The organism is Pseudomonas psychrophila HA-4 (assembly GCF_000282975.1).
Lineage (GTDB): Bacteria > Pseudomonadota > Gammaproteobacteria > Pseudomonadales > Pseudomonadaceae > Aquipseudomonas > Aquipseudomonas psychrophila_A.
The window spans coordinates 32,057-55,940 of sequence record NZ_ALJC01000090.1; the positions used below are offsets into that span (position 1 = coordinate 32,057).

Genomic DNA, 23,884 nt, shown 5'->3' on the forward strand with positions numbered 1-23,884 from the left:
GGCTTACACCATTTTGTCGCCGACATGTAGGATCTTCATGCCGTTGGTGCCACCGATGGTGTGGTAGCTGTCGCCCTTGGTCAGGATGACCCAGTCGCCTTTTTCTACGACGCCACGCTTGAGCAGTTCGTCGATAGCGGCTTGGCTGACTTGTTCTGGCGGCAGCGAAGCCGGGTCGAACGGTACGGTGTAGACGCCACGGAACATAGCTGCACGGGCCTGGGTTTCGCGGTGCGGGGAGAACGCGTAGATCGGCACCGAAGAACGGATACGCGACATGATCAATGGCGTGTAACCGCTTTCAGTCAGGGCAATGATCGCTTTGACGCCAGGGAAGTGGTTGGCGGTGTACATGGCCGCCAGCGCAATGCTCTGGTCACAGCTTTCGAAGGTTTTGCCAATGCGGTGGCTGGAGGTTTTGCTGGTCGGGTGCTTTTCAGCGCCGACGCAAATACGCGCCATGGCCTGCACGGCTTCCAGTGGGTATGCACCCGCAGCACTTTCAGCCGAAAGCATCACAGCGTCGGTGTAGTCGAGAACGGCGTTAGCAACGTCGGACACTTCGGCGCGCGTTGGCATCGGGTTCTGGATCATCGACTCCATCATCTGGGTCGCTACGATCACTGCTTTGTTGTGGCGACGTGCGTGCAGAATGATTTTCTTCTGAATGCCCACCAGTTCGGCATCGCCGATTTCAACGCCCAGGTCGCCACGGGCAACCATGACCGCGTCACTGGCTTTGATCAGTGCGTCGAGAGTCTCGTCATCGGCAACAGCTTCAGCGCGTTCAATTTTTGCCACCAGCCAAGCGGTACCGCCGGCTTCGTCGCGCAGTTGACGGGCGTATTCCATGTCGGCAGCGTCGCGTGGGAACGACACCGCGAGGTAGTCGACTTCCATTTCGGCAGCGAGCTTGATATCGGCTTTGTCTTTTTCAGTCAGGGCCGGTGCAGTCAGGCCGCCACCACGGCGGTTGATGCCTTTGTGATCCGACAGCGGGCCGCCGATGAGCACGGTGCAGTGCAGGGCGTCGCCAGTAGCGGTATCAACACGCATCACGACACGGCCGTCATCGAGCAGCAGTTCGTCACCGACGCCGCAATCTTTGACCAGGTCCGGGTAGTCGATGCCGACGATTTGCTGGGTGCCATCAGTCAGCGGATGGCTGGTGGAGAAAGTAAACGTGTCACCGATTTTCAGCTCGATGCGTTTGTTGGCAAATTTGGCGATGCGAATTTTCGGGCCTTGCAGGTCACCCAGCAATGCTACGAAGCGGCCATGCTTGGCTGCGATCTCACGCACCAGCTTGGCGCGAGCCTTGTGCTCATCGGGAGTGCCGTGGGAAAAGTTCAGACGGGCGACGTCCAGGCCAGCGAGGATCAGCTGTTCAAGCATCTCCGGTGAATTGCTGGCAGGGCCAAGTGTGGCAACGATTTTAGTTCGACGAACGGACATGCAAAGACTCCTGAGTTCAAGCGCTGCCAAAGGCTACTATGGTCTTTGGCTGTAGTCATTGTTCCTCTGCACTACTTTCGACTTAAGTTGTGGTGCACAGGATGTGAAGAATTTTGCTTAGGGGTCGATACACTGTTGAGAACAGGAGATGCCCATGCGCTTTTTGCTTATTTTAGTGTTGGCCAGCAGTGTGGTCGGTTGCACCCGCTGGTCGATGAACCACCATCTAAACAGTGCTTATCGGGCTTATGATCGCGGAAACTGCGAAGCGGTGATGCTGCAATTGTCCGAAGTTGATCGCGACAGCCGCAGTCGCCCGTATATCTGGCCGCAAACGGCGATGCTGCGAGGGTTGTGTCTGGAGCGTACAAAGTTTTACCTCGATGCTGCCCAGACCTATCAATACATCATCAATGAGTTCCCGAAGAGCGAGTATGCCTACAGGGCGAAGGCGCGAATTGAGACCTTGCGTATTCTTAAATTCATACCAGGCCCAGGCCCAGGCACAGCTCAAGCGTTGCCAGCCTCGCTTTAGGCGCTGTGCGAAATGAATCTGCACTCGTTTAAGCTGCGTTGAAAATAGGCCGAAATGTTCATTTGTAACCCGTAGACACGGCTTTCTCGCCTGTTTTCGCCCTGCATAACCTTGGTGCGAAAACGTTTCGTATAGAGTCCAAGGTTTGATGATGGCTGAAAGGCGTGCTGGCTATTTGCTATCCATTAGCTACGCTTTCCAAGCATTTGAGCGGTTTGGATCAAACAACAAGAGTCTCTGTCTTCGGTTTGCGGTGTTTTTGCCTGTGTCTCTCCGAACGGTTACACCGAGCCTTGGATCGCTTCAGGGTCTCTGGGGTGTAAACACCGTCGTGTTAAACGGCCTTCAATACAGTGAAATTTGACATGGTTATAGAGCGCCGCATCCAGCGTCACCAATTGACGTGTTTTTTGAAAGTATTCAACCGGTTCACGGACAAGCCCATGGGTTATTTGGGCAACGTATCTGAGGGCGGTTTGATGCTGATCAGCCAGTTGCCCCTGTTGGTCGATGCCGATTTTGAGCTTCGGCTCAAGCTTCCAGGTGCTGATGGATGTGTGCAATGGGTAGACCTCACTGCGCGATGCCTGTGGTGCCGTGAAGATATGACACCCAATTTCTACGACTCCGGTTTTATCCTGTATCAACCGCCTGCCGAGTACCTCAAGCTGATCAATGATTTGAGCCAATACTTCAGCTTCCATCCTTTGCAGACTTCTGCGTGATGCATCGGAGCGGGTTGCTAGGCCTTGGCTGCGGGGCTGGTATTGTCCGGCTTTGAGCGCCTAGACTGAGCGCGAATACTGCTCAGGAACACCCCGTGACCTCTATTTTTTGGTACGACTACGAAACGACTGGCATTAACCCTCGCTGCGATCGAGCCGTGCAAGTGGCCGGTATCCGCACTGATCTAGAACTCAATGAGATCGATCAGCCGCTCAATCTGTACTGCCAGCCCAGTGACGATATTCTTCCTCATCCCATGGCGTGCCTGATCACCGGGATTACGCCAAGTCGACTCGAAGACAAAGGGTTGGGGGAGGCCGAGTTTATGACTCGCACCCATGCGCAGTTGGCTCAGCCTGGTACGTGCGCAGCGGGCTACAACACGTTGCGCTTCGATGACGAGGTCACGCGCTACAGTCTGTACCGAAACTTCTTTGATCCTTACGCGCGCGAGTGGCAAGGCGGCAACAGTCGCTGGGACCTGATTGATGTTGTGCGTACAGCCTATGCCCTGCGCCCTGAAGGCATTGTTTGGCCCCAGGAAGAGGGGCGGGTGACGCTCAAGCTTGAGCGTTTGACGGCAGCCAACGGGATTGATCATGGTCAGGCGCACGATGCCTTGTCCGACGTGCGTGCAACTATTGCCCTTGCGCGTTTGATTCGTGAAAAGCAGCCGAAATTGTATGACTGGTTATTCCAGTTGCGTACTAAGCAGCGAGTGTTGGATCAAGTTCGTTTGTTGCAACCGATGCTGCACATATCTGGACGCTTCTCGGCGGCGCGACATTATGCGGGGGTGGTATTGCCGCTGGGCTGGCATCCTAAAAACCGTAACGCACTAATTGTGTGCGACCTGCACTTTGATCCGCAGCCCTTGTTGGACATGGACGCCGACTCTTTGCGCGCATTGCTTTATACGCGTCGTGAACAGTTGCCCGAAGGCCAACTGCCAATTGGCCTTAAGCTGATTCACGTTAACCGTTGTCCGGTGGTTGCGCCTTTAAATGTAGTGCGTGCTCAGGACCAACAGCGCTTGCAGTTGGACATGACTGAATATCAGGCGCGAGCCCGCCTGCTGATTGATGCGCAGGAAGTTTGGAAGCAAAAGTTATCTGATATTTATGCGCGTGAAGACTTCACGCCCAGTGATGATCCTGAGCAGCAGTTGTATGACGGTTTTCTGGGTGATCGTGATCGCCGGCTGTGCGAACAAGTCCGTTTGAGTGATCCTGAACAACTGGCCAAAGATGCATGGCCTTTTGATGACGAGCGCTTGCCTGAATTATTATTTCGTTACCGCGCACGAAACTTTGCGTACACCTTGACTGCAGAAGAGCAGGCCCGTTGGCAATTGTTCTGTCAGCAGCGATTGACCGACCCTGCATTGGGTGCTCCGCTGACCCTGAGTCAATTCACCGAGGCGGCAGATAAGCTGTCGCACAACGCAACGGCGGCCGAGCTGAAGCTTCTGAGCGAATGGCAACGTTATGCCCAAGGGTTGAGTCAGCGTGTGGGCCTGGGGTTGCAGGCAAACTATTAGGATTAAAATCTAGGCAATAAAAAACGCCAGCGAGCTGGCGTTTTTATTAGAGTTGCAGAAAACTCTGCGCGTCCGGTATCACTTAGCCGAGCAAAGTTGCCCAACCTTCAACCTCGTCGCTGCCCCACTTGGCTTTCCACTCTTTCAGCGTTTTGTGGTTGCCACCTTTGGTTTCAATCACTTCGCCGTTGTGTGGGTTTTTGTATTGTTTAACTTTACGGGCACGTTTGGTGCCGGTGGTTTTAACAACACCGCGTGGTGCTTTGCTTGCCTTGGCTTCTGGATCCAGCAGGGCGATGATGTCGCGCAGCGACTTTTGGTATTCGCCCATCAGCGTGCGCAGTTTGCCTTCAAATTCCAGCTCGGTTTGAAGTTTGTCGTCTTCCGACAGGTTCTTCAGGCGGGCTTGCAGTTCTTTGATAGCTTCTTCTGTTGCGCGATATTCGTTGATCAAGGACATGAGGATAACCTTATGCTGAAGAGGTGACAGGGATACAGTGGCGCAATAATAGTCAGACAGTTACAGCAAGTAAATATCCAATACCGGATTAATTTAAAATTTTATTCATTAACTTTTGGTCTTTTGCAATAAGTCGGCTTTTAAAAAGGGCTGATACCTTGGCTTTATCAATGTCATTAATAAATAATATCAACGCAACGTAAATTCAATGCAGGCCACGGTGCTGTTGGCGTCGACGCTTTGCAAGCGCGACCAGGTGCCTCAGGCAATAAGGCTCACGCAATACTGTAGTTTTGCTGCGTACTCGCTAGAATGGCGCCCTTAGTAAAGTTTTGGAGTTTTTCCCTCATGCGCACTTTTCGGTTGGTGATTGCCTGCCCCGACGGCGTCGGCATTGTCGCCAAGGTCAGTAATTTCCTGGCCTCCCACAATGGCTGGATCACTGAAGCGAGTCACCACTCGGACGATCAAAGCGGTTGGTTCTTTATGCGTCACGAAATTCGTGCCGACTCACTGCCATTTGGGCTAGAAGCTTTCCGTGAGGCATTTGCCCCAATTGCTGAAGAGTTTTCGATGGTCTGGCATATCACGGATACCGCGCAAAAGAAGCGTGTGGTCTTGATGGCCAGCCGCGAGTCGCACTGCCTTGCAGACTTGCTGCACCGCTGGCACAGCGATGAACTCGACTGCGATATTTCTTGCGTAATTTCTAACCACAACGACTTGCGCAGCATGGTTGAGTGGCACGGCATTCCGTTTTATCACGTGCCGGTTGACCCGAAAGACAAAGAACCGGCTTTCGCTGAAGTCTCGCGTCTGGTTAAACATCATGATGCTGAAGTTGTGGTGTTGGCGCGCTACATGCAAATCCTGCCGCCTGATCTATGCCGCGAGTACGCAGGCAAGGTGATCAACATTCACCATAGTTTCTTGCCGTCATTCGTCGGCGCCAAGCCTTACCATCAAGCGTCGATGCGCGGTGTGAAGCTAATCGGCGCAACCTGCCACTACGTTACCGAAGAGCTGGACGCGGGTCCGATCATCGAGCAGGACGTGGTGCGCGTGAGCCACAGTGACAGCATTGAGGACATGGTGCGTTTTGGTCGTGATGTCGAGAAGATGGTGCTGGCCCGTGGCCTGCGCTATCACCTCGAAGACCGCGTGCTGGTCCACGGCAACAAAACCGTCGTGTTCTGATCTGACTAGCCTGTGTAGTCGCTGCCGCAGGCTGCGAAGGGTTGCGTAGCAACCCGTTTCCTTGAAAGCGCCGCGGAGCTTATCGCAAGTCCGCGGAAAAAAGGGGTTCGCCATGACTGATCCACTCGACAAGGCCACCTCCAGCGCCCCTGCAACCTTGGGCGAGGGTTGTTTGAGTCGTTACGACCCGGACGCCCTCAGCCCCGAGGATGGTACTGATTTTCCTGAGGCCGCCAGGCTTTGGGAACAATTACAGCAAGACGCTGAAGCAGACTCCGGGCCGTAAGATATTGCTTAAATACGGAAACTGCCCACCAATTGCTTGAGGCGAGCCGCTTGCTGCTCCAGATCATTGCAGGCACGCAAGGTGGATTGCAGGTTTTCGACGCCTTCCTGATTGAGCGTATTGATCTCGGTAATGTCCATGTTGATCGACTCAACCACCGACGTCTGTTCTTCGGTCGCGGTGGCGACGGACTGATTCATGCCATCAATCTCGCCGATGCGTTCAGTCACACTGATTAGGCGCTCGCCTGCGCGGTTAGCGATTTCAACGCTGTCCGCGCTGTGGCGCTGGCTTTCTTCCATGGTGCTCACCGACGCACGGGCGCTGACTTGTAGCTCCTCGATCATGGTTTGCACTTGCTGCGCTGACTCTTGAGTGCGGTGCGCCAAGTTGCGCACTTCATCGGCAACCACGGCAAAGCCGCGGCCAGCCTCTCCAGCACGGGCTGCCTCAATCGCTGCGTTGAGCGCCAACAGATTGGTTTGCTGCGAGATGCTGGTGATCACTTCCAAAATCTGGCCAATATTAACGGTCTTGTCATTCAGCGACTCGATATGCCCACTGGAAGTGCCAAGCATTTGCGACAGTTGTTGCATCGAGTTGATGCTGCGCTCTACCACCTGCTGGCCTTCTTGTGCCAACCCGCGGGCATCACTGGCCTGGTGCGAGGCTTGGGCTGCGTTGCTGGCGATTTCCTGAGCTGCGGCGCCCAGTTCGTTGATCGCTGCCGCCACGCTGTTGGTGCGGCTGGCTTGTTCGTCAGAATTGAGCATTGAGGCGTTCGAGGCGCTGACAACCCGCAGCGCCACTTCGTTAACGTGTTCGGTGGCCGACGACACTTCTCGCATGGACGTGTGAACACGCTCAACAAAGTGGTTAAACGCACTGCCCAGCGTGCCGAATTCGTCTTTGGAGTTCACAGCTAGGCGGCGGGTCAAATCTCCTTCTCCCTCGGCAATGTTTTGCATCGCACGGGTCATCACGTGTAGCGGTTGCAACAGCATGCGGATCAGCAGACCGAGCAGGGCGATGATAGAAATAACCGCAATAAAGGTAGCAATGAGCGCCGAGGTACGAAATGTGCTCAACGCGGCAAAGGCTTTTTCTTTATCAACCGACAGGCCGATAGACCAGTTGACTGTGCCCAGTCCTTTGATTGGGGTGAACGTCACAATCCGGGTTTTGCCATCGACCTGGATCTCGCTGATCTGCGTGCTGATTGTCGGGGTGTCTTGTGGGTAGATGTCCTTCAGGTACTTTGTGATCAGCGCTTTGTCCGGGTGAACCAGAATTTTGCCGTCGCCACTCACCAAAAACGCATAGCCCAGACCGTTAAAGTTCAAGGCATTGATGGAGTCGGTGATGGTTTGCAGGCTCAGGTCAGCACCGACGACGCCCAGTGTTTTTCCAGTTTTTTTCGCAGCGGCGCCAATCGATATGATCATCTGCCCGGTGACCGCATCAATGTACGGTTCGGTCAGGCTGGCGCCACTGCTGTTGATGGCGTCCTTGAACCAAGGGCGGGTCCGAGGATCGAAACCGTCCGGCATCTTGCTGTCAGGGCGGATGGTGAAACCGCCTTGATTATCGCCAAAGTAATCGGCCATAAACGTACTGGTCAGCGCTTTTTGCTCCAGCAGGCTGGCGGTCTGAGAGGGGTCGGGATTGATGGCAATCGATTGTGCTAGGTTTTCAACCAGCAAAATCCGACCTCCCAGCCACGTCTGAATGTTATTGGCCGTGACACTGCCCATTTCGTGGAGGTAGTTGTCCAGATTGTGACGGATGGCATTGCGCTGCAAATAGTCGTTGTACAACGTAAAGAGCGAAAATGCGGCGATGACGATCAGGGACGCGGCAAGCAGGATTTTGTGACTGAAACGCAGGTTTTTATTCATGGCTTGAAGGGTCCGCTATGGTCTGAAAATGTGAGGCCTGTACGCTGTAAACGCGCTCGCTCTGTACGTCACCGTCAGAGCAGGAGCGGTTTCTATATTTATCAGGGTGCTTGCGACGCTAGATCAGGGGTTTTCTGGTCTAGCATTAAGAATGTATCGACGCGGGACCGCGAAAGATTAATGAATGGTGGGAAAATGCCTGACTCTTCTGCTCTTGTTCTCGGTGCTGACCTTGCGGGTCAGCCCATCGCCCAGTCATTGCGCTTGGCAAACCGCCACGGCTTAGTGGCGGGCGCCACGGGGACAGGTAAAACCGTCACCCTGCAACGTTTGGCCGAGCAATTCAGCGATGCGGGTGTGGCTGTATTTGCCGCCGACATCAAAGGCGATCTGTGCGGTCTGGGCGCTGCTGGCAATCCGCAAGGCAAAATTGCCGAGCGCATTGCCAGCATGCAGTGGCTGAATTATGAGCCTAAGGCTTATCCGGTAACCCTGTGGGACATACAGGGCAAAACCGGTCATCCGTTACGCACTACCTTGAGTGAAATGGGTCCGTTGTTGCTCGGCAGCTTGCTGGAACTGACGGACAGTCAGCAGTCGGCCTTATACGCCGCGTTCAAAGTGGCAGACCGTGAAGGCCTGCTGCTGCTGGATTTAAAAGACCTTAAAGCCTTGCTTGGCCACCTGCGTGATAACCCCCAAGTGCTAGGCGATGACGCGGCCCTAATGACTACTGGCTCCAGTCAGGCACTGCTACGCCGTCTGGCAACCCTGGAGCAGCAGGGGGCTGAGGCTTTATTTGGTGAGCCTGCGCTGCAACTCGAAGACATCTTGCAGCCTGCCAGCGATGGCCGTGGGCGGATTCATCTGCTGGATGCCAGTCGTTTGGTGCACGAAGCGCCCAAGGTCTATGCGACTTTCCTGTTGTGGTTGTTGGCTGAGCTTTTTGAGCAGTTGCCAGAGCGTGGTGATGCCGACAAGCCTTTACTGGCACTGTTTTTCGACGAAGCGCATTTGCTGTTTGCGGGCACGCCCAAAGCGCTGCAGGACCGGTTGGAGCAGGTGGTCCGGCTGATCCGCTCCAAAGGCGTGGGTGTTTACTTTGTTACCCAGTCTCCGGCGGACTTGCCTGATACGGTGCTGGCCCAATTGGGTTTGCGTATTCAGCACGGATTAAGGGCGTTCACGGCCAAAGAGCAAAAATCCCTTAAGGCCGTGGCTGACGGATTTCGTCCTAACCCTGAATTCAATGCGCTGGCGGTGCTGACAGAGTTGGGGACGGGCGAAGCGTTGGTCGGCATGCTCGAAGAAAAAGGCACCCCGGCGATGGTTCAGCGGATGTTGATTGCGCCACCGCAGTCACGAATCGGCCCTTTGACCGAGGCTGAGCGGGCGGCCTTGATAACCCGTTCACCGTTGCAGGGGCGTTACGACAAGCCGATTGATCGCGAGTCTGCCTACGAAGTGTTGCTGGCCCGCAAAGCTCAGGCACCGGAGGCCCAAGCACAAGCGGCTCCCCATGAGCCGGGTTTTCTTGATCAGGCGGGTGACTTTCTGGGGACTACCGCGGGCAAGGCCTTGCAATCTATGGCGCGTCAGGCGGCGAGCCAAATGGGGCGTCAGTTGGTGCGCGGGTTATTGGGTTCGTTGTTGGGGGGGAGCAAGCGCAAGTAAACAGATAACCTGTAGCCGCTGCCGCAGGCTGCGAAGGGGGGCATAGCCGCCCGTTTTTTGAAAGTTCTGCGGTCCAGCGGCGACACCATTAATCAGCTTTAGGCTTGGCGTGGCTCGCTAGGCGCTCAAGCGCTGCCCGCAACGCTGGGTCGGTTATCCCGTCGGCCGTCGCTTGAATGGTTTGCGCAGCATCGATGGAAAGGTCAAGCGTGTGACCGTTGACTTTGGCCAGCACCGTAGGCGGCTGAACCTTGAACAAAATCCGGGTCAGGCTGGCAAACTCGTCAAAGGCCTGTAATTGACGTTGCAAACGTTTTTGCTGGTAACGCAAACGTGTAGCCCAATGGCCGTCGGTGACGATTAACAACAAACTGCCCTCGCGCCATGACGCCACGTGACAATGTTCACGTGCGGCAGGCTGGAGTTGGCTTTCGAGCAGGCGTTGTAGGTGCGCCAAGCGCTTGGCGTGGCCAAAAATGGCCTTTAGGGGCTTGGCCTCGCGAAGCAGAACAGAGGGTGCCCGTGCTGGGTGTGGGCGAAAAGCCATGTTCAAGCACCTTAAAAAACTGAGGGGCAATCTTAGCAGAAAGTGCCCATTTCACTCGACATAGTCCTGAATCGCTTCAGTTTATTTGCAAAATCAATGAGTAACTTATGCCTCGCATGGGTTGAAGTTCCGCAAAAAGGCCTTATTTTAGTCAGGCCCCGTCACAACGCTAGACCAGTATCGTGGAATAACGCCACTTTCCTCACCGACGTTTCCGGGTAGAATGCTCGCTCGCATGCGGCCATCAGGGCTGCTCGGGCGACTCACGGGGCCGCCCTCCATCCCTATGTGTGGAAGATCCTGCCGATATGTTTGCGCCTTTGTTAAAGAAACTTTTTGGAAGCAAGAACGAGCGCGAAGTTAAACGCATGCTCAAGACGGTACAGGTCGTCAATGCCTTCGAAGAGCAAATGGTTGCTCTGAGCGATGAGCAATTGCGCGCCAAGACCGAAGAGTTGAAGGCCCGCATAGCTAAAGGTGAGACCCTCGATCAATTGCTGCCTGAAGCCTTCGCGGTCTGCCGTGAAGCGGGTAAGCGCGTCATGGGCATGCGCCACTTTGACGTACAGTTGATCGGTGGCATGACCTTGCACGAAGGCATGATCGCAGAGATGCGTACCGGTGAAGGTAAGACCTTGGTAGCCACCCTCGGGGTTTACCTCAATGCATTGTCTGGCAAGGGCGTGCATGTGGTAACCGTGAACGACTACCTGGCTCGTCGTGATGCCAACTGGATGCGTCCGCTCTACGAGTTTCTGGGCCTGACGGTCGGCGTTGTCACGCCGTTCCAGCCGCCTCAAGAAAAGCGTGAAGCCTACGCCGCCGACATCACCTACGGCACCAACAACGAGTTTGGTTTCGATTACCTGCGCGACAACATGGCTTTCAGCATGGAAGAAAAATTCCAGCGCGAGCTTAACTTTGCAGTGATCGACGAAGTCGACTCCATCCTGATCGACGAAGCCCGCACGCCGCTGATCATCTCGGGTCAGGCCGAAGATAGCTCCAAGCTGTACACCGAAATCAACAAGCTGATCCCGCGCCTTGAACAGCACATCGAAGAAGTTGAAGGGGAGGTTACCAAGCCTGGCCACTTCACCATCGACGAGAAGACCCGTCAGGTCGAGCTGAACGAATCCGGTCACCAGTTTGTAGAAGACATGCTGACCCAGATCGGTCTACTCGCAGAAGGCGAAAGCCTTTACTCCGCACACAATCTGGGCCTCCTGACTCACGTTTACGCGGCACTGCGTGCGCACAAGCTGTTCCATCGCAACGTTGAATACATCGTTGAAGACGGTCAGGTATTGCTGGTCGACGAACACACTGGCCGTACCATGCCGGGTCGTCGTCTATCTGAAGGCTTGCACCAGGCGATTGAAGCCAAAGAAGGCCTGAACATTCAGGCAGAGAGCCAGACCCTGGCATCGACTACCTTCCAAAACTACTTCCGTCTGTACAACAAGCTGTCCGGCATGACCGGTACCGCTGATACCGAAGCATTCGAATTCCACCAGATCTATGGTCTGTCGGTGATGGTTATCCCGCCGAACAAGCCGCTGGCGCGTAAAGACTACAACGACTTGGTGTTCCTGACCGCGGACGAGAAGTACGCGGCGATTGTGGCTGACATCAAAGACTGCATGACCAAAGGTCGTCCAGTGTTGGTGGGTACAGCGACGATTGAAACCTCTGAGCACATGTCCAACCTGCTGAATCAGGAAGGTATTGAGCACAAGGTTCTGAACGCTAAGTTCCACGAAAAAGAAGCTGAAATCATTGCGCAGGCCGGTCGTCCAGGCGCGCTGACCATTGCTACCAACATGGCCGGTCGTGGTACTGACATCCTGTTGGGCGGCAACTGGGAAGTTGAAGTTGCCTCGCTCGAAAACCCGACCCCCGAGCAAATTGCTCAGATCAAGGCCGATTGGCAGAAACGTCACCAGCAAGTGCTGGAGTCGGGTGGTCTGCATGTCATTGCTTCCGAGCGTCATGAGTCGCGCCGTATCGACAACCAGTTGCGTGGTCGTGCCGGTCGTCAGGGCGATACCGGTTCGAGCCGTTTCTACCTGTCACTTGAAGACAGCCTCATGCGTATCTTCGCGTCTGATCGAGTGAAGAACTTCATGAAAGCGCTGGGCATGCAGTCTGGCGAAGCGATTGAGCACCGTATGGTGACCAACGCGATCGAGAAGGCTCAGCGCAAGGTTGAAGGTCGCAACTTCGACATTCGTAAGCAATTGCTGGAGTTCGATGACGTTAACAACGAACAGCGTAAAGTGATTTATCACATGCGTAACACGTTGCTGGCGGCTGACAATATCGGCGAAACCATTGCTGATTTCCGCAAAGATGTTCTCGACAGCACCGTTAGCGCGCACATTCCGCCGCAGTCGTTGCCAGAGCAGTGGGACATTGCAGGTCTGGAATCTGCCATCGAAAGCGGTTTTGGGGTGAAGTTGCCGGTCCAGCAATGGCTCGACGAAGACGATCATCTGTACGAAGAAACCTTGCGCGAGAAACTGCTGAACGAGTTGTTGGCGGCGTACAACGAGAAAGAAGAACAAGCGAGCCCGGAAGCCCTGCGTACGTTCGAGAAACAAATTGTGCTGCGTGTTCTGGACGATCTGTGGAAAGACCACTTGTCGACCATGGACCACTTGCGTCACGGTATCCACCTGCGCGGCTATGCGCAGAAAAACCCGAAGCAAGAGTACAAGCGCGAGTCGTTCAACCTGTTCTCCGAGCTGCTTGACTCGATCAAGCGTGATTCGATCCGTGTGCTGTCCCATGTACAGGTTCGTCGCGAAGATCCGATCGAAGAAGAAGCCCGTCTGCGTCAAGAGGCTGAAAACTTGGCGGCACGCATGCAGTTCCAGCATGCCGAAGCGCCGGGCCTTGATCAGCCGCAAGCGTTGGCTGAAGTGCTTGAAGGCGCCGATGTGTCTGACGTGGTAACGGCTACCGAGCCTGCTCGTAATGAGCAGAAACTGGGTCGCAACGAGTTGTGCTACTGCGGCTCGGGCAAGAAATACAAACATTGTCACGGGCAAATCAACTAAAGCCCGCTTCAACTGCTGAAACACCTGCGCCGCGACCGGCATTAGCCGTCGCGGCGTTTTACCATTGAATTCCCGCCCATTGGCGGAACTGTCATCTCTATTTAGGAGCGCGTCATGGCTGTTGGTCTTGGTCCTTTGCCTACTTTGCACCCGGTGGCCGGTTTTGAGCTGGGCATCGCTTCAGCCGGTATCAAGCGTCCTGGGCGTAAGGATGTGGTGGTTATGCGCTGCGCTGAAGGTTCGAGCGTAGCCGGTGTGTTCACCTTGAATGCCTTTTGCGCCGCGCCGGTGATTTTGGCCAAACAACGTGTTCAGGGTGCTGTACGTTACCTGCTGACCAACACCGGCAATGCCAACGCCGGGACCGGCGAGCCGGGTCTGGCCGCTGCTACCCGCACTTGCGCCAAACTGGCTGAACTGACTGGGGTGGACGCCAGCGCTGTACTGCCGTATTCCACCGGAGTGATTGGCGAGCCGCTGCCCGTTGAGAAAATCGAAGGCGCCCTGCAGGCGGCTCTGGACGATCTCTCTGAAAATAACTGGGCTGAGGCTGCCACCGGCATCATGACGACCGACACCCTGCCTAAGGGCGCCAGTCGTCAGTTCGAGCATGAAGGCGTGACCATCACCGTGACCGGCATCAGCAAAGGTGCTGGCATGATTCGTCCGAACATGGCCACCATGCTGGGTTACATCGCGACCGACGCCAAGGTTTCGCGTGACGTGCTGCAAAACCTGCTGCTGGATGGCGCCAACAAATCGTTCAACCGCATCACTATCGATGGCGATACTTCGACCAACGACTGCTGCATGCTGATTGCCACCGGTAAAGCCGATCTGCCGCAAATCACTGAAGCCAGCGGCCCACTGTTCGCGGCCTTGAAGCAAGCCGTGTTTGAGGTGTGCATGGACGTGGCCCAGGCCATTGTGCGTGATGGCGAAGGCGCGACCAAGTTCGTGACTGTTGAAGTGAATGGTGGCGCAAACCACCAAGAATGCCTGGACGTGGGTTACACCGTGGCTCACTCGCCACTGATCAAGACCGCCCTGTTTGCTTCCGATCCGAACTGGGGCCGTATCTTGGCTGCCGTGGGCCGTGCCGGTGTACCTGAGCTGGATGTAAGCAAGATTGATGTGTTCTTGGGCGAAGTGTGCATTGCCAGCGGCGGCGCGCGCTCGGCCACTTACACCGAAGAACAAGGCTCGGCAGTCATGGCGCGTGAGGAAATCACGATCCGTATCGAGCTGGGCCGTGGCACTGCCAGCGAGACTATCTGGACCACTGATTTGTCCCATGAATACGTGAAAATCAACGCCGAATACCGCACGTAATCAACGATCAGCCGGAGCGGGTTAGTCTCGTTCCGGCAGATCAGGTTTTCAACGGGCTGAAAAGGACGATCCACCATGAGTTTTCACCTGATCATTGGCGACAAGTTGTATTCCTCTTGGTCTTTGCGTGGCGCGTTGGCGTTAGACCTTGCGGGTGTTTCGTACACCGAGCAGTTGATTAAACTGGAGCAGCCCGACACCCGTGCGCTGATCTTGCAGCATTCGGCAACGGGTAAAGTACCTTTGTTGAAGACGGAGCACGGAACCCTTGCTGATTCATTGGCGATTGCCGAATACCTGAATGAGCGTTTTCCGGGGGCTCAATTGTGGCCGGTGGACATTGCCGCGCGGGCTCAAGCGCGATCAGCGTGTGCGCAAATGCACAGCGGTTTTTTCGGCTTGCGCGCCAATTTGCCCTTTGACCTGAGTCGTGATCAGGCGCTCGTGCCGATGCCCGGTGACGCTCAAATCGATATCGACCGCCTGCTGGCTTTGTGGGCTGAATGCCGGGGTGTGGCGACTGAAAAGGGGCCTTATCTGTTTGGCCGTCTGAGCCTCGCGGATGCTTTTTTTGCGCCAGTGGCCGTGCGGCTGCGTACCTATCGTGTTGAATTGTCCGTTGAAGACCAAGCCTACATCGACGCCATTTACCAATGGCCGGCGTTTAAAGCCTGGCAACAGGCCGGATTAGAGGAAGTACAAAGGTGAAACGAGTTCATGTGGCTGCGGCCGTTATTCGTGGCGAAGGCGCCAAGGTGTTGATCGCTCGTCGCGCAGATACTCAGCATCAGGGCGGGCTCTGGGAGTTCCCTGGCGGCAAGGTCGAGGCAGGGGAAACGGTCGAAGCTGCATTAAGTCGTGAGCTGCAAGAAGAGCTGGGGATCATGGTTAACGCCGCCCGCCCGCTGATCAAGGTTCAACACGACTACCCGGATAAACAGGTGTTGCTGGATGTATGGGAAGTGTCGGATTTTAGTGGTCAACCCCATGGCGCAGAAGGTCAGCCCTTGGCGTGGGTTGCACCGCGAGATCTGCTTAATTACCAATTTCCGGCAGCCAATGCACCGATTGTTGTAGCGGCACGCTTGCCGGATCAGTACCTGATTACCCCGGATGGTCTGGAAACCCCAGAGCTGTTGCGCGGGTTGCAGAAGGCCATTGCCGGCGGTATCAAACTGGTTTCATTGCGTGCCCCCAATGGCTATGACCCTAAATACCGCGACTTGGCGGTGGATGCGACCGGGTTATGCGCGGGTAAGGCGCAGTTGATGCTCAAAGGCCCGCTGGAATGGCTGGGGGATTTTCCATCCGCAGGTTGGCATTTAACGGCTGCGCAATTGCGCAAATACGCACCTAAAGGCCGACCGTTGTCGAAAGACCGCTGGTTGGCCGCCTCGTGCCATAACGCTGAAGAGCTGGCGTTGGCTGAGCAAATGGATGTGGACTTCGTGACCTTATCGCCCGTACTCCCGACTCAAACTCACCCCGATACACCGCCTTTGGGTTGGGAAGAGGCGCAGCAGTTGATTGCCAACTTCAGTAAGCCGGTGTTTCTGTTGGGCGGGCTGAGTGCGGATGATCGTCAGCAGGCATGGAGCATCGGTGCGCAAGGCGTAGCGGGTATTCGTGCGTTCTGGCCGCAGGATTGACAGGGCAGGGGCTCTAAGATCAAAAGATCGCGAGCAAGCTCGTTCCTACAGGGGCGGGCCTGATCCCTGTAGTCGCTGACGAGGTTCGAAGGCTGCGATCGGCTACGTAGCCGTCGTAACACAGCTCATTTGGCTGGCTTTGCTGCGGCCTGCCACAAGATTTCGGCAATCCCTTGACGTTTGGCAATCAGTCGCGCAGCGACAAACAGCAAATCTGATAGTCGGTTGATGTACGCCAATCCCACGCCCGCCAAAGGTTCCAGTGCATTCAGTTGCTGGCAGCGACGCTCAGCGCTGCGGGCCAGGCTGCGGCACACGTGGGCTTGGGCGATCAACGTAGAGCCGCCGGGCAGGATGAAATTCTCCAGCGGGCCCAGCTCTTCGTTCCACAGATCAATTGCCGCTTCAAGCCGCTCAACCTCGGCACTGTCGAGCGCCTGATACACCGGCATCGCCAGTTCTCCGCCCAGATCGAACAGCCGATGCTGGCACGGCTCAAGCACTGTTATCAGCTCATTGAGTCCCGGGCACTTGAGGCCGTGCTCAGTGAGCCCGGCCAACAATAAGCCAAGCTGACTGTTCAGGGTGTCAACTTCGCCGATGGCCTCCACGCGAGGATGATCCTTGGGCACGCGTCGACCATCGCCCAGGCCGGTTTCGCCCTTGTCGCCTGTGCGGGTGTAGATCTTTGATAAGCGAAAGCCCATGTTTACAGTTCCATCGTGGTTGATTCGTGAGAGGGCAAAAGGTTGCTGGCCAAGGGTAGGCGCAAGGTAAAGCAGGTGCCTTGGCCAAGTGTGGATTGCACTTCCATCTGCCCTTTGTGGTTATTGGTGATGATGAAGTACGACACTGACAGGCCGAGCCCTGTGCCCTGGCCAACCTCTTTTGTGGTGAAAAACGGCTCGAAAATGCGCTTGCGTACGTGTTCTGGCATGCCAACGCCGTTGTCTTCAACCTGTATTTCAGCCCAGGGTGGACTGAGTTTGGTGCGCAAAATGATGCGCCCCGGTTCCATGTTGGCTGAGCGCTGGTTAATCGCCTGCGCCGCGTTTTTCAGCAAGTTGAGCAGCACTTGCTCAAGTTCGTTAGGAATGCCAGGGACAGGGCCCAGTTGCGGGTCGAACTGGCGAATAATGGCGTGGCCCTTAAAGTCAAAGCCCAGCGCCAGATCAAAGTCATTATTGGCAATATCCACCGCTTGTTCGATAAGTGCTGACAAGTCGCAGGGGCTCATTTGGCGATTGCTGCGCCGGCTGAAGCTGAGCATGTGGGTGACGATTTTTGCGGCGCGAGCCCCGGCTTGTTGTATACCGTCGAGCAATTGAGGGACTTCGCGGGCCTGTAAATACTGGCTGATGGCATCCAGGGTGATACCAATCTGTTCTGCTGTCTCAACGTTTTTCGGCAGTTCGTTAGACAAGCGTCGGCGAATGTTCTGCACGTTGTGCAGGATGGCGCCTAAGGGGTTGTTGATTTCGTGGGCCATCCCGGCTGCCAGCCCACCCACCGAGAGCATTTTTTCTGACTGCACCATCATGTCTTCCAGTGACAGGCGCTGGGTAATGTCATCGATGCGAATCACCACACCTCGCCCGCCGCTGCCCGTCAGAGGGTAAAAGGTCAGGGCGTAGTGGCGGGCGTCTTCGCCCTGGCCCCAAGTCACGCGCTCGATTTTGACCACCTGGTGATTTTCGATGGTGTCTTTGAGCTGTGGCAGAAAAGGCTTTAAGGGTTCAAAAGCGAGGTAGATCGGCTGACTCAGCGCCTCATCCAGTCTTGTCCCTGAGAGGGCGCTGGCTTCCTGATTCCATTGCGTCACGTAGAGCTGCTCATCTAGCGCGATCAAGGCGGATGGCATGGAGTCAATGATGCTGTTGAGGTAGTTCTGAAAGCCGGTCAACTTTTTCTCGATTTTGCCGCGAACCTGCACCTCCAATTCCAGTTTGCGATTGGTGTGACGGGTTTCCTCGGCCAGCGCTTGGGCCTGATCGTAGGCCGCCTGGGCTTCGTCTCTGGCACGTTTGAGTTCTTGTTCGCGAGCTTCGATGCGCGACAGCATGGTGTTGAAGGCTTCTGCCAAGCTGCCGATTTCGTCGTTGTTGCCCGGTGCTGCGCGTAACGCGTAGTTTTCTTCACGGGTAACCTGGCGAGACAGCTCTTCAAGGCGGTGGATGGGGTGGGTGACCAAGCGCTTGATTTGCCGCGAAACCACCAGCCACAGCAAAACGCTGAACACCAGAATCCCCAGGCTCGCCGTAAAGGTGCCGGTGTAAAACGCCGTGGGCAGTTCGCTGCTGGCCACAAGCAACAAATGCCCGAGAGGTTGATCGCCGTGGTGCAAACGTGTGACTTGGTGGCTGCGCAGTTCCGTCAGGCTCCAGGCTTCGATCTGGCGATAATGCTCTGGCAGCGGTAGGTGCTCGCCATGTTGCAGTTGCGCGATCAGGTTGCCGGAGCTGTCGTAAATAGCGGCGGCCCGTAACGGTGCATAACTGCCTATTTCATTGAGCAGGGCTTCAGCTTTTTCCGGCGAGTCCAGTGCTTGAGTAATAAGATCGGGGTTTGAGGACAGCCGCCCCAGTGTCTGCAAGGCTTGTGGTGCTGTGCTTTCGTGGGAGATCCAGTAGGCGGCGCTGATGAACGTGAAATTGGCCACCAGCAAAACGGTCGCCAATAACATCAGAAGGGCCGCTAGCAACTTTTGGCCTACCGGAAGGTTTTCTAGGCGCTGGCGCAAGGGCATGTGGATGACCGCATAAAGAAGAACGTGCCCGCAGAGTAGCGCGGGCCTCAGTTGCAGGGCAATCCGTGCCGCTTAAGGTAGTCGGTGAGTCGTTGATGCAATGCCTGTAAATGCGGTACAGCCAACTGCTGCTGTCGCGCGGCTTCGCAGGCGTAGCCCAGCAGGTAGCTGATCTCGGTACGCCGGCCTTGTGTGACGTCTTGATACATCGAGGAATAGTTGTTGGCTGTGGCATGGATGACGCGATTGACTTCAGCCGCCAAATCGACTGCCGCGTCGGGCTGACCGCACTGTTCTAGTAGGGCGCAGAGTTCGACGCATAAGGTATTGACCTCATCGCTGTGCGCGTGCAGACCGCCATTTCGGCAATTGTGCAGGACGGTCAGCGGGTTGATCGCGCAATTTAGGGCCAGCTTGCGCCACAGGCGGCTGAGGATAGTTGGGCTCCACTCGTGGGTAATGCCGCTGCGTTGAAGTTCTTCGAGCCACTGCGGCGCCTCGTCTGCAGAGATGTCGCCCAGCCAGGTGTGGCCATGCCCTGCAAACACCACGCGCCAGTCCCCGTCACGGTATGCACCCTCGGTGCTGGAGGCAAAAATGCAGCGCGCGTGTGGCACGCGCGCCGTAATGGCTTGCTGACTGCCAAGGCCGTTCTGTAACAGGATGACGTCGGCATTGGGGCTGAGTCGGTGGGCAACGTGCGCGACGGCTTGCTCGGCGTCATAAGCCTTGCAGGTGACCAGCAAACGCTGAATAGGCTCATCGGCCTCGGGCAACTGTGCCGTGACGTTTAAACGTCGTGATTGTTCGCCTTCAACTAGAGTTAGTCCTTGTGCGGCTTCATAGGCGTGCAGGCGCACTTGATTACGCAGTATCAAGGTCACGGGCAAACCCGCTCTCGCCAGCCGCGCGGCCCACAGGATGCCCATGCTTCCAGCGCCGAGAATGTGCCAGCGTGTAGCGGTTTGTCTGCCGTTCGAATGTGGCATGTGTGCTCGCCAGTGAATGAAGTCGAAGAATCGCTATAATGCCCGCGCATTTTAACTGTCAGGCTAGGCGCGCTCCATCTGTGTTGTGCGCGCCCTTTATTAAGTGGAGAAATTACATGCCGTCGTTCGACGTGGTATCCGAACTGGACAAGCACGAAGTCACCAACGCAGTCGAGAACGCCGTCAAGGAGTTGGACCGCCGTTATGACCTCAAGGGCAAAGGCAGTTTTGAGTTCAAAGAAAAAGACCTCACGGTGAATATGACCGCAGAGGCGGATTTTCAGCTAGAAGCCATGATTGAGATCCTCAAGCTGGCTCTGGTCAAGCGCAAGATCGACGCGCAGTGCCTTGAAATCAAGGATGCATACGCGTCTGGCAAGTTGATGAAGCAGGAAGTTGTGCTCAAGGAAGGCATCGATAAAGAGCTGGCGAAGAAAATCGTTGCTCACGTCAAGGACGCCAAGCTCAAGGTTCAAGCGGCCATTCAGGGCGAGCAGGTTCGCATCACCGGTAAGAAGCGTGATGACCTGCAAGAAGCGATTGCTGCGTTGCGCGCCAAGACCTTTGATTTGCCGCTGCAGTTCAATAACTTCCGCGACTGATTACCGCCCGGGGAACCTGTGGCGATCATTGGCGTCCGATTTTTCTGGGCATGGCGTAAACGATTCAGCTGCTACGCTTGTTTTATCGTTTTTGCAGAATAAATGACGTTGTCGTGAGGAGAAATAAATGGATTTGAACGCTGAAGTTGATCACTTGATCAAGGCCTCGCAGGCTTGGATTCCAATGATCATGGAGTACGGCAGTCGTGTGCTGCTTGCGCTTGTGACGCTGGCCATCGGCTGGTGGTTGATTAACCGGTTGACGGTGAAGCTGGGCCAATTGCTGGCATTGAGAAAAGCTGACCTGGCGTTGCAAGGTTTTATCAGCAGCCTGGTCAATATCATCCTCAAGGTGCTGTTGGTTGTCAGTGTCGCCTCGATGATCGGGATCCAGACCACCTCATTCGTGGCAGCTATCGGTGCGGCGGGTCTGGCCATCGGCTTGGCGTTGCAAGGCAGCCTTGCCAACTTTGCGGGTGGCGTGCTGATTCTGCTTTTCCGTCCGTTCAAGATCGGTGACTGGATTGAAGCGCAAAGCGTGAGCGGCACTGTCGATAGCATTCAGATCTTCCATACCGTGCTTCGTACCGGCGACAACAAAACCGTTATCGTGCCGAACGGCAACCTGTCCAACGGCATCATTACCAACTACAACCGTCAACCGACGCGCAAAGTGGTGTTTGATGTCGGTGTGGATTACGAGGCGGATTTGCAAAAAGTTCGCGAGGTTTTGCTGGCGCTGGCTGATGATCCTCGCATCTTGAAAGAGCCTGCTCCGGTTGTGGTTGTGACCACGCTAGGTGAAAGTGCAATCACCATGTCGCTGCGTGTTTGGGTTAACACTCCAAACTACTGGGATGTCTTGTTCATGTTTAACGAGCATGCCCGTGATCGTTTAAAAGCAGAAGGTGTTGATATTCCATTTCCGCAACGCGTCATTCGTGTTGTCCAGGAAGTGTCTGCACAGTAAGTGTTAATTCGATAGCCTGCTATTGAAGAGGCATAAACACACAATTAAAGGGGCGTAGGCCTCTTTAATTGTTTTTGATCTTTGAGTCAGGTTGTTAGTGACGAATCCCAGAGCAGTACGAGGAAAGTGATAATTACTCGCATTGGTATTTGTTAGTTAGCTTGCTATATATAAGACTTTTTTGCGGGCAATAAAAAACCACGCACCTGTATAGGGTGCGTGGTTTTTGCTAAACAACGTGTTTGTAAAGGTTGCCCTAAGGCTGCAATTACAAGATGTTCAGAGGGTATTCAACGATGACACGAACGTCGTTGTTGTCCCGGTTTCCGCTGGCTGGAACGTAGTTGCTGGTGTTGCGGTAGACCGCGCTACGCAGGCGGAAAGACAGGTCTTTGGCCGGGCCTTCTTGCAGTACGTATTTGCTCTCGAAGTTGAATTCGTGCTCGCGACCTTCGCCATCGTTGGTGGAAATGTTGTCACCTTTTACGTAACGGGCCATGAAGCTCAGCCCTGGTACGCCGTAGCTTGCCAGGTTCAAATCGTAACGAGCCTGCCAAGAGCGTTCGTCTTTGCCATTAAAGTCGGAAATTTGAACGGAGTTGGCAAGGTAAATCGTGCCGTTACCGTCTACGCCGTAGTAGTAACCGCTGTCACCGGTTGAGCGCTGGTGAGCCAGGGTGAATTTGTGAGCGCCGATGCTGTAGGCCGCTGCCAAACTCCAGATTTTGTTGTCGAAATCGACACCTTCTTGTTTGCTTTGGTCGCCTTGGTTCGTTGTTCTATAGCCGTTGAAGTCGAAATTCAGGGATTGAGAATCATTGATCGGGAAGGTGTAGTTCAGGTTGATGTACTGTTTCTTGAAGTAGTCTTCAACGTCCGATGCTGCCAGGCCGCCGACAAAATTGTCGGTGAACTGATAAGTCGCGCCGGCAATGTTTGCAACTGGTAGGTGCAGGCTGTCATGGTACATGCCAGTCTGTGAGCTCAGCGCTGTAAAGCGGCCCGCGCTTAGTTCCAGCCCTTTGATTTCGTGGGACGTAATCAAAGTACCTGTCGCCACTTCAGGCAGCAAACGGCTGTCATCAGTGGTGAAAACCGGGCTGGCAACAAACTGGTTACCGTATTTCAGTACAGTGTCGGACAGACGGAATTTGACAGCGGCGCCGGCCTTGGACTGAGTGTCCTCTGGCGAACCGTCGCTCTTGCTAGCGAACAGGCCGTTACCTTGACGACCCGCGCCGCCGTCCAGACGCAGAGTACCCATGGCGAATGCATCAACACCCACGCCGATAGTGCCTTGGGTAAAGCCAGAGTTGTAGTTCAGCAGCTCGCTCAGGCCCCAATCTTCACGGTAACCGCTTTTTCCACCGTTAGTTGGGTTGCTGTAACCACTTTTGAAGTCGCGATTCATATACAGCATGCGGGTTTTGGAAGTCAGCGTGCTGTCTTCGATGAAACCTTTGGCGTCGTCCTGGGACGAAGCCATTGCGAACTGAGTAGTACCGGCTGATACAGCCAGGGCGATCATGCTCCACTTCATCACGCGCATCGTGATTTGCTCCTTTGGTTTTAGGAAGAGTACTGCCGTCCCACCTGAATTATTATCTGGGCGGCTCTTTCTTTTTGTGTCGGCGCAAACTTATATCACGCCGACAATATTGGCGATACTTGCTCTCATAAGCTTTCAGCTTCTTTACAGCTATGTCGCAAAATTCACTCTACATGTCGCAAAGGCACAGCTGTGTGCGGTATTTCGCATGTTTTTCATATGGTTTCAATAACGGACGCCGGAAAAAAGGTTGTATCAGGTATTGAAAACTCCCATTCCTTAAAGCTCCGCTAGAGTTATCTATCGTTAGGTCGCTGCACCCCAGCTGCGCCCTTGGCGATTTTGTAAGTACGCAATGCAACAAGCGTGCTCAAACAGTAGTCGCAGCCAAAATAAAATGTATTTGGGCGTTTTTGGGCGGCAACCCCCTTGTGCTGCTTGGGTAGAAAGGTAGTTGACTGGTGCTGGCTGTCGAGTTTTTTGCGCATAAGAGCAGTTCTTCCGCAAAAAATACGCACAAAGCGTTACCGGTTCACACTGGTTGGGGTGGCGGGTGACGTTTCGGTGCACTAAAACCAAACATTCTGTGCTGTTTTGGTGCATCGGTGTTCGCGGGCCGCTGGCCAAGTGTTTAGCTGGCGCTGCGCGAATGCTGGCGGCTGCACTC

At 55.0% G+C, this 23,884-nt stretch carries 20 protein-coding genes and 1 pseudogene; 12 read left to right on the forward strand and 9 right to left on the reverse strand.

Annotated features, from left to right (window positions below):
- Positions 1-3: 3 nt before the first annotated feature.
- Positions 4-1,455, reverse strand: a complete 1,452-nt coding sequence (gene pyk / locus B347_RS0113410; RefSeq protein WP_019410208.1) for a pyruvate kinase — start codon at positions 1,453-1,455, stop codon at positions 4-6.
- 154 nt (positions 1,456-1,609) lie between these two features.
- On the opposite strand from pyk, the gene B347_RS0113415 reads away from it, so the two are divergent.
- The 3 genes from B347_RS0113415 to sbcB all read left to right on the forward strand — a co-directional run bounded on the left by B347_RS0113415 (position 1,610) and on the right by sbcB (position 4,256).
- Positions 1,610-1,990, forward strand: coding sequence for a tetratricopeptide repeat protein (locus tag B347_RS0113415; RefSeq protein ID WP_019410209.1), 381 nt, complete (start codon positions 1,610-1,612; stop codon positions 1,988-1,990).
- 365 nt (positions 1,991-2,355) lie between these two features.
- A complete protein-coding gene (locus B347_RS0113420) occupies positions 2,356-2,715 on the forward strand; it encodes a PilZ domain-containing protein (RefSeq protein ID WP_019410210.1) in 360 nt (119 codons plus the stop codon).
- Positions 2,716-2,810: 95 nt separating this feature from the next.
- Positions 2,811-4,256: an exodeoxyribonuclease I gene (gene sbcB, locus B347_RS0113425; RefSeq protein WP_019410211.1), complete on the forward strand. Its 1,446-nt coding sequence runs from the start codon at positions 2,811-2,813 to the stop codon at positions 4,254-4,256.
- An 82-nt stretch (positions 4,257-4,338) separates the two neighbouring features.
- On the opposite strand, the gene mvaT is transcribed toward sbcB, so the two are convergent.
- A complete protein-coding gene (mvaT, locus tag B347_RS0113430; protein WP_019410212.1) occupies positions 4,339-4,716 on the reverse strand; it encodes a histone-like nucleoid-structuring protein MvaT in 378 nt (125 codons plus the stop codon).
- Positions 4,717-5,064: 348 nt separating this feature from the next.
- On the opposite strand from mvaT, the gene purU reads away from it, so the two are divergent.
- Positions 5,065-5,913: a formyltetrahydrofolate deformylase gene (purU, locus tag B347_RS0113435; protein ID WP_019410213.1), complete on the forward strand. Its 849-nt coding sequence runs from the start codon at positions 5,065-5,067 to the stop codon at positions 5,911-5,913.
- Between the two features lie 112 nt (positions 5,914-6,025).
- Complete coding sequence (locus B347_RS26700; RefSeq protein WP_019410214.1) at positions 6,026-6,199, forward strand: hypothetical protein; 174 nt, start codon at positions 6,026-6,028, stop codon at positions 6,197-6,199.
- Between the two features lie 8 nt (positions 6,200-6,207).
- Here B347_RS26700 and B347_RS27180 read toward each other — a convergent pair whose 3' ends face one another.
- Positions 6,208-7,047 (reverse strand): methyl-accepting chemotaxis protein, encoded by an 840-nt coding sequence (locus B347_RS27180; RefSeq protein WP_423812781.1) that lies wholly within the window; start codon positions 7,045-7,047, stop codon positions 6,208-6,210.
- Between the two features lie 18 nt (positions 7,048-7,065).
- Positions 7,066-8,097: pseudogene (locus tag B347_RS27185) on the reverse strand (HAMP domain-containing protein); the annotation flags it as partial.
- A 195-nt stretch (positions 8,098-8,292) separates the two neighbouring features.
- Here B347_RS27185 and B347_RS0113450 point away from each other — a divergent pair.
- Positions 8,293-9,771: a helicase HerA-like domain-containing protein gene (locus B347_RS0113450; RefSeq protein ID WP_019410216.1), complete on the forward strand. Its 1,479-nt coding sequence runs from the start codon at positions 8,293-8,295 to the stop codon at positions 9,769-9,771.
- Between the two features lie 88 nt (positions 9,772-9,859).
- On the opposite strand, the gene B347_RS0113455 is transcribed toward B347_RS0113450, so the two are convergent.
- Positions 9,860-10,318 (reverse strand): DUF721 domain-containing protein, encoded by a 459-nt coding sequence (locus B347_RS0113455; protein ID WP_019410217.1) that lies wholly within the window; start codon positions 10,316-10,318, stop codon positions 9,860-9,862.
- Between the two features lie 308 nt (positions 10,319-10,626).
- Here B347_RS0113455 and secA point away from each other — a divergent pair, with 308 nt between their 5' ends.
- The 4 genes from secA to B347_RS0113475 all read left to right on the forward strand — a co-directional run bounded on the left by secA (position 10,627) and on the right by B347_RS0113475 (position 16,361).
- Positions 10,627-13,380: a preprotein translocase subunit SecA gene (gene secA / locus B347_RS0113460; RefSeq protein ID WP_019410218.1), complete on the forward strand. Its 2,754-nt coding sequence runs from the start codon at positions 10,627-10,629 to the stop codon at positions 13,378-13,380.
- A 114-nt stretch (positions 13,381-13,494) separates the two neighbouring features.
- The gene (argJ, locus tag B347_RS0113465) at positions 13,495-14,712 is read left to right on the forward strand and encodes a bifunctional glutamate N-acetyltransferase/amino-acid acetyltransferase ArgJ (protein ID WP_019410219.1); all 1,218 of its coding nucleotides are present in this window, start codon (positions 13,495-13,497) and stop codon (positions 14,710-14,712) included.
- A gap of 75 nt (positions 14,713-14,787) precedes the next feature.
- Positions 14,788-15,420, forward strand: coding sequence for a glutathione S-transferase family protein (locus B347_RS0113470; protein ID WP_019410220.1), 633 nt, complete (start codon positions 14,788-14,790; stop codon positions 15,418-15,420).
- Positions 15,417-16,361: a Nudix family hydrolase gene (locus tag B347_RS0113475; protein WP_019410221.1), complete on the forward strand. Its 945-nt coding sequence runs from the start codon at positions 15,417-15,419 to the stop codon at positions 16,359-16,361. The genes B347_RS0113470 and B347_RS0113475 overlap by 4 nt, the downstream gene beginning before the upstream one ends.
- A 125-nt stretch (positions 16,362-16,486) precedes the next feature.
- On the opposite strand, the gene B347_RS0113480 is transcribed toward B347_RS0113475, so the two are convergent.
- From B347_RS0113480 to B347_RS0113490, 3 genes are read right to left on the reverse strand one after another with little or no spacing between them, the layout of a single operon-like run.
- A complete protein-coding gene (locus B347_RS0113480) occupies positions 16,487-17,068 on the reverse strand; it encodes a cob(I)yrinic acid a,c-diamide adenosyltransferase (RefSeq protein ID WP_019410222.1) in 582 nt (193 codons plus the stop codon).
- 2 nt (positions 17,069-17,070) lie between these two features.
- Entirely contained in the window at positions 17,071-19,107 is a 2,037-nt protein-coding gene (locus B347_RS0113485) for a sensor histidine kinase (protein ID WP_019410223.1), read from the reverse strand.
- Positions 19,108-19,154: 47 nt separating this feature from the next.
- Positions 19,155-20,096 (reverse strand): putative 2-dehydropantoate 2-reductase, encoded by a 942-nt coding sequence (locus tag B347_RS0113490; RefSeq protein WP_081498298.1) that lies wholly within the window; start codon positions 20,094-20,096, stop codon positions 19,155-19,157.
- Between the two features lie 116 nt (positions 20,097-20,212).
- On the opposite strand from B347_RS0113490, the gene B347_RS0113495 reads away from it, so the two are divergent.
- Entirely contained in the window at positions 20,213-20,698 is a 486-nt protein-coding gene (locus B347_RS0113495) for a YajQ family cyclic di-GMP-binding protein (protein ID WP_019410225.1), read from the forward strand.
- Between the two features lie 127 nt (positions 20,699-20,825).
- Positions 20,826-21,668 (forward strand): mechanosensitive ion channel family protein, encoded by an 843-nt coding sequence (locus B347_RS0113500; protein ID WP_019410226.1) that lies wholly within the window; start codon positions 20,826-20,828, stop codon positions 21,666-21,668.
- Positions 21,669-21,936: 268 nt separating this feature from the next.
- On the opposite strand, the gene B347_RS0113505 is transcribed toward B347_RS0113500, so the two are convergent.
- Positions 21,937-23,217 (reverse strand): OprD family porin, encoded by a 1,281-nt coding sequence (locus B347_RS0113505; protein ID WP_019410227.1) that lies wholly within the window; start codon positions 23,215-23,217, stop codon positions 21,937-21,939.
- Positions 23,218-23,884: the final 667 nt, after the last annotated feature.

Excerpts from the sequence above, each read along its gene's own strand:
- pyk (WP_019410208.1), bottom strand. The coding sequence starts at position 1,455 with ATGTCCGTTCGTCGAACTAAAATCGTTGCCACACTTGGCCCTGCCAGC.
- B347_RS0113415 (WP_019410209.1), top strand. The coding sequence starts at position 1,610 with ATGCGCTTTTTGCTTATTTTAGTGTTGGCCAGCAGTGTGGTCGGTTGC.
- B347_RS0113420 (WP_019410210.1), top strand. The coding sequence starts at position 2,356 with ATGGTTATAGAGCGCCGCATCCAGCGTCACCAATTGACGTGTTTTTTG.
- mvaT (WP_019410212.1), bottom strand. The coding sequence starts at position 4,716 with ATGTCCTTGATCAACGAATATCGCGCAACAGAAGAAGCTATCAAAGAA.
- purU (WP_019410213.1), top strand. The coding sequence starts at position 5,065 with ATGCGCACTTTTCGGTTGGTGATTGCCTGCCCCGACGGCGTCGGCATT.
- B347_RS26700 (WP_019410214.1), top strand. The coding sequence starts at position 6,026 with ATGACTGATCCACTCGACAAGGCCACCTCCAGCGCCCCTGCAACCTTG.
- B347_RS27180 (WP_423812781.1), bottom strand. The coding sequence starts at position 7,047 with ATGCGAGAAGTGTCGTCGGCCACCGAACACGTTAACGAAGTGGCGCTG.
- B347_RS0113450 (WP_019410216.1), top strand. The coding sequence starts at position 8,293 with ATGCCTGACTCTTCTGCTCTTGTTCTCGGTGCTGACCTTGCGGGTCAG.
- B347_RS0113455 (WP_019410217.1), bottom strand. The coding sequence starts at position 10,318 with ATGGCTTTTCGCCCACACCCAGCACGGGCACCCTCTGTTCTGCTTCGC.
- secA (WP_019410218.1), top strand. The coding sequence starts at position 10,627 with ATGTTTGCGCCTTTGTTAAAGAAACTTTTTGGAAGCAAGAACGAGCGC.
- argJ (WP_019410219.1), top strand. The coding sequence starts at position 13,495 with ATGGCTGTTGGTCTTGGTCCTTTGCCTACTTTGCACCCGGTGGCCGGT.
- B347_RS0113470 (WP_019410220.1), top strand. The coding sequence starts at position 14,788 with ATGAGTTTTCACCTGATCATTGGCGACAAGTTGTATTCCTCTTGGTCT.
- B347_RS0113480 (WP_019410222.1), bottom strand. The coding sequence starts at position 17,068 with ATGGGCTTTCGCTTATCAAAGATCTACACCCGCACAGGCGACAAGGGC.
- B347_RS0113485 (WP_019410223.1), bottom strand. The coding sequence starts at position 19,107 with ATGCCCTTGCGCCAGCGCCTAGAAAACCTTCCGGTAGGCCAAAAGTTG.
- B347_RS0113490 (WP_081498298.1), bottom strand. The coding sequence starts at position 20,096 with ATGCCACATTCGAACGGCAGACAAACCGCTACACGCTGGCACATTCTC.
- B347_RS0113495 (WP_019410225.1), top strand. The coding sequence starts at position 20,213 with ATGCCGTCGTTCGACGTGGTATCCGAACTGGACAAGCACGAAGTCACC.
- B347_RS0113500 (WP_019410226.1), top strand. The coding sequence starts at position 20,826 with ATGGATTTGAACGCTGAAGTTGATCACTTGATCAAGGCCTCGCAGGCT.
- B347_RS0113505 (WP_019410227.1), bottom strand. The coding sequence starts at position 23,217 with ATGCGCGTGATGAAGTGGAGCATGATCGCCCTGGCTGTATCAGCCGGT.